General features: G+C 43.6%; 13 protein-coding genes and 1 pseudogene. 3 read left to right on the forward strand and 11 right to left on the reverse strand.

Annotation, left to right across the window (positions count from 1 at the left end; translation table 11 throughout):
- Window positions 1–36: 36 nt before the first annotated feature.
- Complete coding sequence (gene adhE, locus MKY35_RS15710) at window positions 37–2,649, reverse strand: bifunctional acetaldehyde-CoA/alcohol dehydrogenase (protein ID WP_029517233.1); 2,613 nt, start codon at window positions 2,647–2,649, stop codon at window positions 37–39.
- A gap of 258 nt (window positions 2,650–2,907) precedes the next feature.
- On the opposite strand from adhE, the gene MKY35_RS15715 reads away from it, so the two are divergent.
- Window positions 2,908–3,624 carry a Crp/Fnr family transcriptional regulator gene (locus tag MKY35_RS15715; protein WP_013310849.1) on the forward strand — a complete coding sequence of 239 codons (717 nt, stop codon included), beginning with the start codon at window positions 2,908–2,910 and terminating at the stop codon, window positions 3,622–3,624.
- Window positions 3,625–3,762: 138 nt separating this feature from the next.
- Here MKY35_RS15715 and MKY35_RS15720 read toward each other — a convergent pair whose 3' ends face one another.
- Complete coding sequence (locus tag MKY35_RS15720; RefSeq protein ID WP_342444187.1) at window positions 3,763–4,530, reverse strand: class III extradiol ring-cleavage dioxygenase; 768 nt, start codon at window positions 4,528–4,530, stop codon at window positions 3,763–3,765.
- A gap of 318 nt (window positions 4,531–4,848) precedes the next feature.
- Here MKY35_RS15720 and MKY35_RS15725 point away from each other — a divergent pair, with 318 nt between their 5' ends.
- The gene (locus MKY35_RS15725) at window positions 4,849–5,148 is read left to right on the forward strand and encodes a hypothetical protein (protein ID WP_223821919.1); all 300 of its coding nucleotides are present in this window, start codon (window positions 4,849–4,851) and stop codon (window positions 5,146–5,148) included.
- 122 nt (window positions 5,149–5,270) lie between these two features.
- Here the strand turns inward: MKY35_RS15725 and MKY35_RS15730 are convergent, their stop codons facing one another.
- The 6 genes and pseudogenes from MKY35_RS15730 to MKY35_RS15755 all read right to left on the reverse strand — a co-directional run.
- Window positions 5,271–5,615: a helix-turn-helix domain-containing protein gene (locus tag MKY35_RS15730; protein WP_034095058.1), complete on the reverse strand. Its 345-nt coding sequence runs from the start codon at window positions 5,613–5,615 to the stop codon at window positions 5,271–5,273.
- A 247-nt stretch (window positions 5,616–5,862) separates the two neighbouring features.
- Window positions 5,863–6,594: a ThuA domain-containing protein gene (locus MKY35_RS15735; protein ID WP_029517231.1), complete on the reverse strand. Its 732-nt coding sequence runs from the start codon at window positions 6,592–6,594 to the stop codon at window positions 5,863–5,865.
- Window positions 6,595–6,614: 20 nt separating this feature from the next.
- A complete protein-coding gene (locus tag MKY35_RS15740; RefSeq protein WP_029517230.1) occupies window positions 6,615–7,583 on the reverse strand; it encodes a sugar phosphate isomerase/epimerase in 969 nt (322 codons plus the stop codon).
- 76 nt (window positions 7,584–7,659) lie between these two features.
- Window positions 7,660–8,742, reverse strand: a complete 1,083-nt coding sequence (locus tag MKY35_RS15745) for a Gfo/Idh/MocA family oxidoreductase (RefSeq protein WP_029517229.1) — start codon at window positions 8,740–8,742, stop codon at window positions 7,660–7,662.
- On the reverse strand, window positions 8,735–9,502 hold the full coding sequence (locus tag MKY35_RS15750; protein ID WP_029517228.1) for a sugar phosphate isomerase/epimerase: 768 nt from the start codon (window positions 9,500–9,502) through the stop codon (window positions 8,735–8,737). Before MKY35_RS15750 ends, MKY35_RS15745 begins: the two co-directional genes overlap by 8 nt.
- A 183-nt stretch (window positions 9,503–9,685) precedes the next feature.
- Window positions 9,686–9,979 (reverse strand): annotated as a pseudogene (locus MKY35_RS15755) (Gfo/Idh/MocA family oxidoreductase); the annotation flags it as partial.
- Between the two features lie 166 nt (window positions 9,980–10,145).
- Here MKY35_RS15755 and MKY35_RS15760 point away from each other — a divergent pair.
- Window positions 10,146–10,964, forward strand: a complete 819-nt coding sequence (locus tag MKY35_RS15760; protein ID WP_340885784.1) for an AraC family transcriptional regulator — start codon at window positions 10,146–10,148, stop codon at window positions 10,962–10,964.
- Between the two features lie 84 nt (window positions 10,965–11,048).
- On the opposite strand, the gene MKY35_RS15765 is transcribed toward MKY35_RS15760, so the two are convergent.
- The 3 genes from MKY35_RS15765 to MKY35_RS15775 all read right to left on the reverse strand — a co-directional run bounded on the left by MKY35_RS15765 (window position 11,049) and on the right by MKY35_RS15775 (window position 13,548).
- Window positions 11,049–12,533: an alpha-N-arabinofuranosidase gene (locus tag MKY35_RS15765; RefSeq protein WP_069012739.1), complete on the reverse strand. Its 1,485-nt coding sequence runs from the start codon at window positions 12,531–12,533 to the stop codon at window positions 11,049–11,051.
- A 320-nt stretch (window positions 12,534–12,853) separates the two neighbouring features.
- Entirely contained in the window at window positions 12,854–13,132 is a 279-nt protein-coding gene (locus tag MKY35_RS15770; RefSeq protein WP_029517224.1) for a hypothetical protein, read from the reverse strand.
- Between the two features lie 95 nt (window positions 13,133–13,227).
- Complete coding sequence (locus MKY35_RS15775) at window positions 13,228–13,548, reverse strand: hypothetical protein (RefSeq protein WP_342444188.1); 321 nt, start codon at window positions 13,546–13,548, stop codon at window positions 13,228–13,230.
- Window positions 13,549–13,582 lie beyond the last annotated feature (34 nt).

A 13,582-nucleotide genomic window follows, 5' to 3' on the forward strand; every position in this document is an offset into this window, starting at 1 on the left:
AAATGCTTTTTCACAAGCCTCTTCTTACCTATTATATTATTGGTCAAAACGTCCGTAGAAGGCATTGCGATAGACATCAGCCAACTCAGTAACCAGTGGCAACTTAGGATTCGCAGTTGTACATTGATCTTCAAATGCGCGGTCAGCCAGATAATCTACACGTGATTCGAAATCTTTCGCATCGAAACCGATTTGTTGGAACGATTCCTCGATACCGAGTGTTTTGTTCATTTTACGGATCGCTTCGATCAAGCTGTTAACCCCTTCTTCGGTGGTGCGTGCAGGCAGTCCCAGTATGCGCGCGATTTCTGCATAACGCTCATCCGCAACAAAGTGCGAATATTTAGGGAACGAAGCAAATTTTGTCGGTTTTTTCGCATTATAACGAATAACGTGCGGCATCAAAATGGCATTCGTGCGGCCATGCGCTGTATGGTATTGTCCACCCCATTTATGTGCAAGACTGTGGTTAATGCCCAAGAATGCATTAGCAAACGCCATACCAGCAAGTGTGGAAGCATTATGCATTTTTTCACGAGCCAGCTTATCACCGGTCAGAGCCGATTGTTCTAGGTATTGGAATACCAATTGAATGGCTTTAATTGCCAGACCATCTGTGTAGTCATTAGCCATTACGGACACGTAAGCCTCGATAGCATGTGTCAGAACGTCCATACCTGTGTCCGCTACAGCTGTTTTAGGCAGCGAATATACAAACACTGGGTCAATAATTGCCACATCAGGAGTCAACTCATAGTCAGCCAGTGGGTACTTCGTGTCGCCCAGGTTTTTGTCCGTAATTACTGCGAACGATGTAACTTCGGAACCTGTACCCGATGTTGTAGGGATAGCTACAAATTGTGCTTTTTGGCCCAGACGTGGGTACTTGTAAATCCGTTTACGGATATCCATGAATTTTTGTTTTAAGTTATTGAAATCAGTATCTGGATATTCATAGAACATCCACATGCCTTTAGCGGCATCCATTGGCGAACCGCCGCCCAGTGCGATGATGCAATCCGGTTGGAAACGTCTCATCATTTCAGTACCACGTTCTACCGTAACTGTCGATGGATCTGGCTCTACTTCAGAGAACACTTCGATAGCTACTGGTGTTTGGCGCTGATGCAGATAATGAATAACACGATCTACATATCCCAGTTGTACCATCATAGGGTCTGTGATAATAGCTACACGTGTAATATCAGGCATTTTAGCAAGATACTGTGTCGAATTTTTTTCAAAATAGATTTTGGAAGGTACTTTGAACCATTGCATATTCACCGTCCGTTTCGCCACCCTTTTCACATTAATCAGATTGACTGCCGATACGTTCGACGAAGTCGAGTTACGACCGTACGAACCGCAACCAAGTGTCAACGAAGGAAGATTGGTGTTGTAAATGTCGCCAATCGCACCATGTGTGGAAGGTGCATTTACAATGATACGTCCTGTTTGCAAACGGTTTGCAAACCGAGCGATAACATCCTCATCGTTCGAATGAATAGCGGACGAGTGACCCATGCCCCCGAATTCCACGACTTCAGCAGCGCGTTGAATACCTTGTTCCGCATTTTTCACTTTATAGCAAGCCAATACAGGACTCAATTTTTCCGCAGACAATGGGAATTTTGTTCCTACCCCTTCAATCTCAGCGACCAAAATTTTAGTTCCTGCTGGTACTGTAATACCACTCATTTCAGCAATTTTCACAGCAGACTGCCCGACAATAGCTGGGTTCACTGCACATTTCTCGACATTCATAGCTCCTTGAGTGAGCTTAGCTGCTTCTTCTTTATTTACAAAATAGCAACCGTTAGCGATCATCAATTTTTTCACTTGTTCGAAGATTGGCTCTTCGATAATAACCGCTTGCTCCGAAGCACAAATCATACCGTTATCAAAAGATTTCGAGAGGATAAGATCGTTCACGGCCTGTTTGATATCTGCTGTTTTTTCAATAAAGCAAGGCACGTTACCAGGACCTACACCAAGTGCTGGTTTACCGCAGCTATAAGCTGCCTTAACCATGCCTGATCCACCAGTTGCCAAAATTAGCGCCACATCAGGGTGGTTCATCAATACATTGGTCTTATCCATCGAAGGTGCTTCAATCCATTGAATACAATCGGCCGGAGCACCATGTTTAACAGCTGCTTCGAGCAAGACGCGGGCTGCTTCCGCACTACACGATTGAGCAGATGGATGGAAACCGAAAATGATTGGGTTACGTGTTTTAATGGCAATCAGCGCTTTGAACATCGTAGTCGAAGTCGGGTTTGTCACTGGAGTGATCCCCATGATAATACCGACTGGCTCTGCTATCTTTTGAAAACTGTCAAAATCATTGTCTTCAATGACACCGACGGTTTTTTCATTTTTGATACTATGATAGATATATTCTGTTGCAAACATGTTTTTGGTGATTTTGTCCTCGTACACACCGCGTCCTGTTTCTTCAACAGCCAACTTCGCCAGGTACATGTGTTTATCCATCCCTGCGAGTGCCATAGCTTGTACGATTTCGTCAATCTGTTCCTGATTCATACTCATGAAAGCTTGCTGTGCCCGGTTCCCCCGGTCAATCAGCGTTTGAATATACTGCTCTGCGCTTTGCTCTTTTTGAATAACCTCGTTTTTAACAGCCATTTCCCTCATCCTCCTGTTATCTCGTGTACTATCTCTTGTTCACGCACTGATCGTAACACAGCTTTTCAAGATATATTGTGATTTTTTTCACAATCTATTTAAAATTTTATTTTATGAAGTGAATTAAATCACAAAGTTTGGAATTCTGCCACTTTTACCCCCTCTTCTTGCCCCAAAAACTCATTGCACAAGTATATAATGAATTTGAATTGATCAAGTTGCAGATAAAAAACATAGGATACAAAGGGGAAATGGACGATGAGAAACCCTACAAATGTAATGGAAGCCCGCGGCAACACCTGTTGCTTCTCGGAGGCCAGCTTCAACCGATTGCAAGTAATGATGAAAGATCGAGTTATGCCAGAAAGCTCGCATCTGTTCTGGGAAGGAGATACAGCGGATAAGCTGTTTTATATTAAGCGCGGACGCGTGAAAGTAACCAAAACAACGGATGAGGGCAAGGAACTTATTCTATATATGTATCAAAGCGGCGATCTTGTTGGTCAAGCCGATCCATTTTTCGGTACTAAGCATTCCTTTTCTGCTGAGGTTCTGGAAGACAGTGATATTGGCGTAATCGATCATACAGATTTGGAACTGCTTATTTGCCAGCATTGTGATTTTGCGATTGACTTTATGAAATGGATGGGTTCACATCACCGCATTACTCAGACTAAGTTCCGCGATTTGATGATGTACGGCAAGCCAGGCGCTTTATGTTCAACGCTCATTCGTCTATGCAATACCTATGGTGAGCCTCACGGCGAACATATCCTGATTCATAAAAAAATTACTCATACTGACTTATCAAATATGATCGGTGCGACCCGGGAAAGCGTAAACCGGATGCTTAGTGATCTACGTAAGAAAAATGCAGTTGAATATGATAATGGTATGATTGTTGTCAAAGATTTGGAAATGCTGCAAGGTGTATGTCATTGTGAACTATGCCCTCGTGAGATTTGCCGGATATAATAAATCGTTTTTTTATGTAAAAGGGAGTGTTATAAGCCACTATAGCTTATAACACTCCCTAATTTATTTCCACTCCCCTACTTATACAGGAGCAGTAGCGAAGCATTTTAACGACAGTCCTTCTTCTGGCAACACTCTTTAAAACTGTAAGCATAGATAACTTAAATTCCCCATCTCATAGCTTCTATGGATGACCTTGGCTTCGTTTGCAGGATTGCCACTCCCCATTGCAATAAACAACGGTACAAAGTGTTCTGCTCTGGGTACGGCCTGGCGAGCATACGGTGCTTCGCTTTCATAGTGATCCAAAGCCTCTATATCTCTACTTTGTACTTTTTCAATAATCCAATCATCAAAATCTATAGCCCAAGGTTCTGTTTTCGTTTCCCCCCATTTGACGATACGCAGATTATGAACAGTCACGCCACTACCAATGACCAGAATATCCTGTTCTCCCAGTCCTCGCAGCACTTCACCAATAGCATATTGTGCTTTGGGCGAGAGATATGGATTTACAGAGATCTGAACTACCGGAATGTCTGCCTCAGGATACATACGATGCAACAATGTCCAAGATCCATGATCCAATCCCCTCACCCGATCAGTTTCTACGTCAATGCCCTTTTGTTCATATAATTTTTTCAGCTTATTGGCCAGTTCCACAGAACCATGTGCTGGATATTTCACTGTGTACAGTTCCGGTGGAAAACCGCCAAAATCATAAATGGTATCGTACACGTCATCCATCGAACTGATTGTCAACGTTTGTGTTTCCCAATGAGCAGTAAAGATAACTATTGCTTTAGGACGAATACTTTTCCCCAGTTGCTCTAAAAATGAAGTATAGTCCGTCTGTTCAATAGCAAGCATCGGTGAGCCATGGGCCAAAAATAAAGATGGCATCATATAAAGATCCCCTTATCATCAACAATTTATTTTATTCATCAAGTAACTTTATGTAAGTAATGATACATAAGTAACAGAGTCATGTCAACACAGATTTTAACATACACTTAAAGGTCAAAGATTCTATAAATAAAGATTGATATAGGTATAATGTCATAGTAATATGTAACTAATAAATTTAAAAATTTCACTTTATTTCGATACAAAGGACTGGTTTCTATGGAGATACATACTTCTAATTGCCCAAAATGCGGTTCCGTTTTTCGTCAAAACCTTAGAAACCTCTGTAGTACTTGTATTCAGGAAGAAAATATATTCTTGGACCGCTGTTCTAACTATCTATGGAAGCATCCTTCTACTCATACTCGCCAGCTCAGTGACGTAACTGGTACACCTATAGAATTGCTCACAGATTGGGTAAGAGCAGGCAAATTTCCCTCCACATACAGTCAGCTTGATTATCCTTGTGAGTCCTGCCGTTCCCCTATTTATGCAGGGAGACTTTGTCATTCCTGTCTGGGTACATTCCGTTCGGCCGCGCTGGATATTCAAACCCGTGTGCCTCGCCGTGCAACAGCAGCATTATTCTCAGTTGCAGGGCGCGTCAAAGGCTATTAAGCCGTGCTGCCTAAGCACATCATTTCTGCAAAATGGATAAGTAGTCCTACGCAATATAAAAAACAGCCTTTTTTCTAGGAAAAGGCTGTTTTGCTATGAAAAACGCTTATTTAGTTTGGTGCTCATCTAATCCATTCCTCAGCCCAAAATTGAATCTGTTCCATAACCGGCTGAAGTGCACGGCCTTTGGTTGTTAGCTCGTATTCAATGCGGACAGGAGTTTCTGGATATACATGACGTGTAAGAATTCCCTCATTTTCCAAATCTTTCATCCGCTCTGATAACATTTTGTCACTCATTGTGGGAATCAGATTGGAAATATCCTTAAACCGCTTAGGACCGCTCATCATGGATTGAATAATTAATCCATTCCAACGCTTGCCCAAACATGAAAAGGCGGTTTCAAAACGCGGACACATTTTTGTACATTGCGGTTGACTCTCCAAATTTTTCACCTTCTTTTGCATTTCGGTTTGATAAAGCTTTCCTTTTGTTAGTATATATCATTTTAGCATACTTTATCCCGAAAGAAAACACTTTCTTCTTAAATTAAATACCTGCGCCGATAAAGTTGCCATGACCAAAACTGATTATACAACAAACCAACACAGCAGGTATATGTCTAAATCGTTAAATCAAAAAAGGCGGAATCCCCTAGAGGTTCCGCCTTTCAATCTATTCATTATATAGCTCATCAAAATGTGATGATTGTCATTATACCAACACTCCACCGAGAGGTCTTACCGGTTCACTTCTACCATATATTGGTTTGTTAATACTTGTTGGAGAAGTCCAACGAATACTATTGGCAATAACCTTCAAAATATCAGGCTGGTAATAAGTCGGATAGGTCTCATGGCCTGGGCGAAAATAAAATATTTTACCACTACCTCGACGGAAAGTACATCCGGTTCTAAATACTTCGCCACCTTCAAAGTTACTAACAAATACCAATTCATCTGGCGCTGGAATATCAAAGAACTCGCCATACATCTCTTCCTGCTTCAACAATATTTTGGCGTCAATGCCTTCTGCAATGGGATGTGACGGATTCACCGACCAAATAATCTCCTGTTCACCTGCCACCCTCCATTTCAGATCGCAGCTAGTGCCCATCAGGGCTTTGAATGGCTTGGAAAAATGGCCTGAGTGCAGCACGATTAAGCCCATTCCTTCCTGCACTCGCTTGACAACACGCGCCGTAACTTCATCGCTCACCTGATCATGGGCTTTATGCCCCCACCACAGCAGCACATCTGTGGAATTCAAGACTTCTTCTCCCAAACCATGCTCTGCATCATCACGCAGTGTAGCTGTTCGAATGGCAAATCCCTCTCCTGCCAGGCCGTCAGCCAACGCTTTGTGTATCCCGTCAGGATATATCTGTTTGGCTTCATCATTCAACTTTTCGTTCAAAAATTCATTCCAAATGGTGACGTTAATCATCAACATTTCCCCCTATTAGGTTAGACCCACCACATCTCGCTCAGCGGTTCTTCAATCAGTACCTGGCGAAGATTGTGGACAGCCTTAGTAAAGCCCTCTTCCACGGACATCAGACCATCTTCATGCTCAATACTCACTACATGATCGTATCCCACCAGGCGCAGAGCACTGATAATATCTGCCCAGGTTTTTACATCATGTCCATAACCCACAGTACGGAACTGCCAAGCGCGATCTAGCATTTTCGTATATTCCTGCATATCGGTAAGTCCATATTTATTTACATTAATTGGATCAATCGTCGTATCCTTGGCATGAAAGTGGTGAATAGCTCCCTCTCGGCCCAAAATTTGAACTGCCTGCACTGGGTCAATTCCCTGCCACCACATATGGCTCGGATCGAGATTAGCACCAATAACCTCTCCCGCAGCTTCACGTAAACGAAGCAAGGTCGCTGGTGTATGAACGGAGAAGCCTCCGTGTAGCTCCAGTCCAATTTTAACATGATGATCTGCTGCAAATTTCCCCGTCTCGGTCCAGTAAGGAATAATTTTATTCTCCCATTGCCACTTCAACACTTCTTGAAAATCATTAGGCCACGGAGCCACAGGCCAGTTTGGATATTTCGCATCCTCATGATCTCCCGGACAGCCGGAGAAAGTGTTCACAACTGGAACTTCCAGCTTTTCTGCCAATCGAACGGTTTTAAGAAACGTATCATGATCAGCCTGGGCCAAATGCTTTTGCGGATGAAGAGGATTGCCGTGACAGCTAAGTGCGCTAATCGTTAGTCCGCGGGACTCTACTGCCTTTTTAAAATTTTTGAGCGCTGCATCATTCTCCAGCAATTCATCCGGCTTACAATGCTTATCCCCCGGGTTGCCGCCTGTACCGATTTCTACAGCATCCAATCCTTGAGAAGCCACATAATCCAACGCTTCCTCCAGCGAACGTCCACCGAACAACACCATAAATACTCCAAGTTTCAAAAAAAATCCCTCCCTGTATCATATGTGAAAAAAGCTGCTTTCATTATAACGATGGTCTATTCGGGATAATTACGGCTTAGTCAAAATAGACAGCTTTCCCCGTACGTGCCGATTCATAGATAGCTTCCAAAATTTCAGTAACAACCAGTGCCTGTTCCGGCTTCACAAGAGGTTCTTTGTCGTCCAGAATAGATTCGATCCACAGGCGGGCTTCGCGGTCTGCTTCATTTTCCGTCTCTCCAGAGTAAAAGGCAACACCACCTGCATCCAGATCTATTTTCGTATCAAACAAACGGCTGTTCTTTTCTCCGTTAATGCGCAATCCATCCTGCATATCGGCTCCGCCTTCGGTACCGCATAACAGTGTCTTCGCTTCGCCAAACTCTACAACGTTCAATGCCCAGCTGGATTCCAGTACAATCGTAGCTCCATTTTGCATCGTAATAAAACCAAAAGCTGAGTCCTCTACCTTAAATTCCTCAGGGTTCCAAGGTCCAAAGGCATTTGCCGCATCTTTACGATCCCCTAGCTTATGGAAAGTTGAACCTAGTACGCTTTTAGGCTTGTAATTATCCATCAGCCAGAGTGTCAGGTCTAGTGCATGCGTGCCAATATCAATAAGAGGACCACCGCCCTGCTTCTCTTCATCCAAGAATACTCCCCAAGTCGGAACCGCGCGACGGCGTAGAGCAATGGCTTTGCCCAGATAAATTTCTCCAAGCTCTCCTTGCTCGACTAATTGCTTCAGGTACAAACTGTCATCGCGATAACGGTTTTGATACGCTATGGACAGCTTCTTACCTGTGCGGTTGGCCGCATCAAGCATCTCCCGTGCTTGCTCAGCAGTTTTAGCCATCGGCTTTTCACACAGCACATGCTTACCTGCCTCAAGCGCCGCTACGGTAATTTCCGAGTGCGAGTCGTTAGGTGTACATACATGTACGACTTCAATGTCTTTATTTTCTAACAGCTTACGGTAATCGCTATAAACTTGCGAGCCATCAACACCAAACTTTTCTGCTGCCTCTTCAGCGCGCTCCTGAATGATGTCACAAAATGCAACGATCTCCGCACGCTTCTGCTTGGCAAGACTCGGCAAGTGTTTGCCGTTGGCAATGCCTCCACAACCAATAATCCCGATTTTAAGTGTTTTAGACATGAATATTTCCTCCCTGAGCTGCGTATTGTTGGAGCCATTTAATGCTGGTTTCAATGCTTTCGATTGGAGGGTTTGAGCAGAAATCCTGTTCCACGACGACCCAATCCACACCTGCCTGAATAGCGGCGTCTGTAATGGCCTGAAGCTGCACTTCGCCTTTGCCAAGCTCTACAGTCACTGCTTTTTGCTGCTCGTCACGTGCCATATCCTTTAAGTGAATGATAGGCAGGCGTCCATTATAACGTCCGATGTATTCCACTGGATCATAGCCCCCGTAGTATACCCAACAAGTATCCATTTCGACCTGTAACAAATCATCGGAAACTGCATCATATAAAGCATCGAATACTGGGCGATCATTGATCTTTTCTGTTAATTCAAAATCATGATTATGATAAGCCAGTATCAAACCCTGTTCCTTCACTTTTTCACCAATACGATTTAAATTAGCAAAAAGTTCATCCCACTCCCGCTGTTCTTCGGTTAAATAAGGAACGATTAGGTACTTATTGCCCAATTCTTTGTGGTATGAAATCTCCTCATCCAAATGATCCAGCAAGCGAGAATATTGTACATGAGTTCCGACAACTTCCAGATTCAGTTCATCCAAGAGCGCTCTGACATCCTTGGCATTGCGTCCGAAAAAGGTATGAAATTCTACTCCTTTATAGCCAAGCTCAGCTACCTTGCGCAATGTACCTTCAAAATCCTGTTCAAGCTCTTCCCTTACGGTGTACAATTGCAATCCTACTTTAGCCATTACCCTTCACCTCTTTAAGTTAGGAACCATTATATCTGTTCCATAATACACACCTCGTCCGGCTTGAACGTACTTACCAGCGTAATGTATTGCCTTCCAATGATGAGTGCTGAAAAGCATGCATGGCTTCTAACACATGGTAGGCCAGCTCAGCATTGGCACGATGGTCCGTGAATTTCAATGCGCCAAAGGCTTTTCACTGTACACATGCTTGCCTGCCTCTAGTATCGCTATATCTGACCATACGTGGCTGCCAGGCACGGTCAGATTAAATACAAGCTCAATTTCAGGCTGGCACAGTAATTCATCCGATTTGTATACGTTTTCAATGTTGAATTTATCGGCCCTCTCCTTTGCCCTCTCATCCAGTAAATCAGCGATGGCCACCACTTCAATGAGTGGGCTCTTTTGGAGATTTTCAAGATATACCGAGCTAATAGTACCGCATCCGATAATCCCGGCCTTCATTCGTTCCACGTCGTCACACTCCTTGGCCTCCAACATGTACTTTCTCATCTAACATGTAAGCTTTACAGTTCACATAGTATTCTATTTCTGTTTCGTTTAAAATGAATAATATGATTAAAACATGAACAATCTGGTCAATATTTGAAACAGCCATATGCCCAAAGGAGTCATCATCATGTCTATCGTCGAGCCTTGTCAGGTTCTTACCGCAGGCTATTCCTTCCATCGAAAGCCCTTTTATTCGAACCAGCCTGAGGGGATCAAAAATTATTTATTCCGTTTGCAAACAGATGGACGTTGCCAAGCCCGCATTAACGGGGAAATGACACGGATTGAGGCAGGTGACCTACTGTTATTCAATCCTACCGAGCCTTATGAACTGGATATTCATAGTGAGTTGAATCCCATGGGAGAGCTGGTCGTGGAAAGCGGAGATTATCACATTTTTTTCGGTGGTTCCTGGGTAGATGAGTGGTGGAACCATCATAAACGACCCAACAGAATTAAGGTTCAGCTCACAGAAGCCCTGCTTGGTCTATTTCGTCAGCTTGTGATGGAGCAGCGACGTATTTCTAATCCTTACCCGGAAATATCAGGTTATTACATGCGCATTTTATGTTTGGAGTTTGACCGTATGCTATCCGATCATCCTATCGCTACCCATCATAACTATCTTGCGTATCAGATTAAAAATTATATTGAAGAAAATGCATCCTCTAACTTCAAGCTGGATGACGTGTCTTCACACGTCGGTATCAGCGTATCCCGAGCAGTACATCTGTTTAAGGAAACATTCGATACGAGCATTATGCAGTACACGCTGGACATCAGGCTTAACATGGCGAGAGAACGAATCATTTTCAGTCCCATGTCACTGGAACAAGCCGCCGAATCGTCAGGATTTGCAAATTACACGTATTTTCACCGTGTATTTCGTTCCCGCTTCGGTATGTCTCCCAAGGAATTCAGGGTGATTCACCGCGAGCAATTGTAGGACAAAGAGAGCGTTCACCTGAACGCTCTCTTTGTTCATAACCAATAATAGTGGATACTGCTTCCATACCACGACCCAGCTTTTTTACGGAGCAATTGTCAGCATCACTACTGACATTGGTGGCAGTGTAACATCCAAATGCTGACCTTGAAGCTGATAGGATGTGAAAGCTTCCTTTTTCACACGCTCTGGCTGATCAAACGTATTATGTGCCTGCATATCGTCGTTGGCAAGGACAACACCACTGATCTTTTTAACCTCTTCCAGTCCTCTTAGCTCCAAATTCAAGTTTGCCGACTCGCCCGGATGGACGTTGCAAAAGCTGATATGAATATTACCATCCTGCGCCTTGGAGGCGGACACGCTTACTTGCGGGATGGAATCCCCGTCATATTCATAATCGCCTACCTTTACATGAACAGCCAGTGCTTGCGCATCCTGATGCACCTTAAACATTTCAAATATATGGTATGTCGGCGTCAACAGCATAGCAGGACCTTCGGTCAGAACCATTGCTTGTAAAACATTGACCATTTGAGCAATATTCGTCATCTGTACTCGGTCATGGTGATTATGGAAAATGTGTAGATGCAGCCCAGCTACCAGCGCATCGCGCATCGTATTTTGTTGATACAGGAAGCCCGGATTGGTCCCTGGCTCAGTCAGGAACCAAGTTCCCCATTCATCGATGATCAGTCCGACCCTTTTGTCAGGATCATATTGGTCCATAATAGCAGAATGACGAGTAATCAATTCATCCATGTGCAGTGATTTTTTCATCGTCTCGAACCATTCCGCTTCATCAAAGCCGAGTGCTTGCCGTTTCCCTTCCCAGTTTCCCGGGATCGTATAGTTATGCAGGCTCAAACCGTCCATAAGATGCCCAGCTTCACGCATCAACACTTCGGTCCAACGATAATCGTCCACATTCGCCCCACCTGCAATCCGATAAATGCGGTTCTCGCCATAGTTACGGACATATGTCTGATAGCGGCGATACAGGTCGGCATAATATTCTGGGCGCATGTTACCGCCACAACCCCAGTTTTCGTTACCCACTCCAAAATATTTGAGCTTCCATGGTTTCTCACGACCGTTTTCCTGACGCCATGCAGCCATTGGGGACTCTCCATCGAAGGTCATGTACTCTACCCATTCCGACATTTCCTGAACTGTACCACTGCCGACATTTCCACAAATATAAGGCTCTGCATCTAACAGCTCGCACAATTGAAAAAACTCATGTGTGCCAAAATGATTATTTTCAACCACACCGCCCCAATGCGTATTTACCATTCTCTTACGATTTCCTTTGGGTCCGATACCATCTTTCCAATGATATTCATCGGCAAAACAGCCTCCCGGCCAGCGCAGCACAGGAATATTCAGCTTTTTCAGCGCTTCCACCACATCATTACGAATTCCGTTTGTGTTCGGAATCGGTGAGTCCTCTCCAACCCATATGCCTTCATAAATGCAACGTCCAAGATGCTCAGCAAATTGTCCATAAATGTTTTTATTAATAATGCCTTGTTTCCAATCGGTATTAACAACAATAGAACCCTTCACAACAAACCCTCCCCAAAAATATTAAGATTGTTGGAACACCTGCACAAATGTTTGCGCTTTCATTTTGGTCTAAATATCACTCATATCACCGATTTTCTTTCGATCTTAATTTTTACGCATCATTACTTTTAGTAAACATTAATATAAATATTAATAATTAAACAAAAATATTTCACGTGTTTAATATATTTTATTGTCTACTTTTTGTCAATCTTTAAGAAAAGATCCAATCAAACCAAAAAGCCTGCCATTAAGGCAGACCAAGGTATGATTACTTTAACACGTAATCCAGGTTCAGCCGAGCCTGAGCATTGTATCTTTTAGGCTGTTCCTATCCAGCGTGAACCGTGGTAACTGGGACAATTTTGAGCTGCCGCTAAAGCACGTACACGAACAATACTTCCGCTGATGCCACATGTATGCCCGGACATTAACTCTTCACATTGTGAGCAGGCCAACAGTCTAGCTTCGTACACTTCATCGTTTACACATTCCATTTTGGGTCTCATGTTGGTTAGAATTCTGGTAATTTGCTCTTCCGATATCGAGATATCTCTTTCACAGCCTTTGCAGGTGCTTGGCACAGGTATATCTTCCATCGTCAGCTTACCTCCTCATCAACAATATCTTAAGCAAATACAATGAGTCCATGATGCCATAAATGATAACAGTATATCCTTTATTCTGGCTAGCCCTATTTCCGTTCCGACGGAAGGCCGGCAGCCGCCTCGGATACGATCATCGCCAAGTCCTCATTTCCGAACATGGATAGTACCCCTAATACTGTATCCAGCGGAATATCACCCGCTTCTTCACGCGATACAGTCAATTTGCGTACTCGTAGCAGACGCTCGTTGCTATCCTGATGCGGATACGCTACACGATATAATTCCTCTGGCTCCAACCCGTGATTGATACACCATTGCGCAAATACAAGAATCATCATATCTTCTTCTTGCTTATAATTTTCGATGATGGCTTCTTCTAGCTGTTTACCACGATTATCTTCTTCCATTCATTCATTTCTCCTTCAACCTAATTCTTGATGT

The sequence above is a fragment of the Paenibacillus sp. FSL L8-0638 genome (assembly GCF_038593075.1).
GTDB lineage: Bacteria > Bacillota > Bacilli > Paenibacillales > Paenibacillaceae > Paenibacillus > Paenibacillus polymyxa_D.

What these genes read in the sequence shown, in the direction of transcription:
- adhE (WP_029517233.1), bottom strand. Translation starts at nt 2,649, where the DNA reads ATGGCTGTTAAAAACGAGGTTATTCAAAAAGAGCAAAGCGCAGAGCAG.
- MKY35_RS15715 (WP_013310849.1), top strand. Translation starts at nt 2,908, where the DNA reads ATGAGAAACCCTACAAATGTAATGGAAGCCCGCGGCAACACCTGTTGC.
- MKY35_RS15720 (WP_342444187.1), bottom strand. Translation starts at nt 4,530, where the DNA reads ATGATGCCATCTTTATTTTTGGCCCATGGCTCACCGATGCTTGCTATT.
- MKY35_RS15730 (WP_034095058.1), bottom strand. Translation starts at nt 5,615, where the DNA reads ATGCAAAAGAAGGTGAAAAATTTGGAGAGTCAACCGCAATGTACAAAA.
- MKY35_RS15735 (WP_029517231.1), bottom strand. Translation starts at nt 6,594, where the DNA reads ATGATTAACGTCACCATTTGGAATGAATTTTTGAACGAAAAGTTGAAT.
- MKY35_RS15745 (WP_029517229.1), bottom strand. Translation starts at nt 8,742, where the DNA reads ATGTCTAAAACACTTAAAATCGGGATTATTGGTTGTGGAGGCATTGCC.
- MKY35_RS15750 (WP_029517228.1), bottom strand. Translation starts at nt 9,502, where the DNA reads ATGGCTAAAGTAGGATTGCAATTGTACACCGTAAGGGAAGAGCTTGAA.
- MKY35_RS15760 (WP_340885784.1), top strand. Translation starts at nt 10,146, where the DNA reads ATGTCTATCGTCGAGCCTTGTCAGGTTCTTACCGCAGGCTATTCCTTC.
- MKY35_RS15770 (WP_029517224.1), bottom strand. Translation starts at nt 13,132, where the DNA reads ATGGAAGATATACCTGTGCCAAGCACCTGCAAAGGCTGTGAAAGAGAT.
- MKY35_RS15775 (WP_342444188.1), bottom strand. Translation starts at nt 13,548, where the DNA reads ATGGAAGAAGATAATCGTGGTAAACAGCTAGAAGAAGCCATCATCGAA.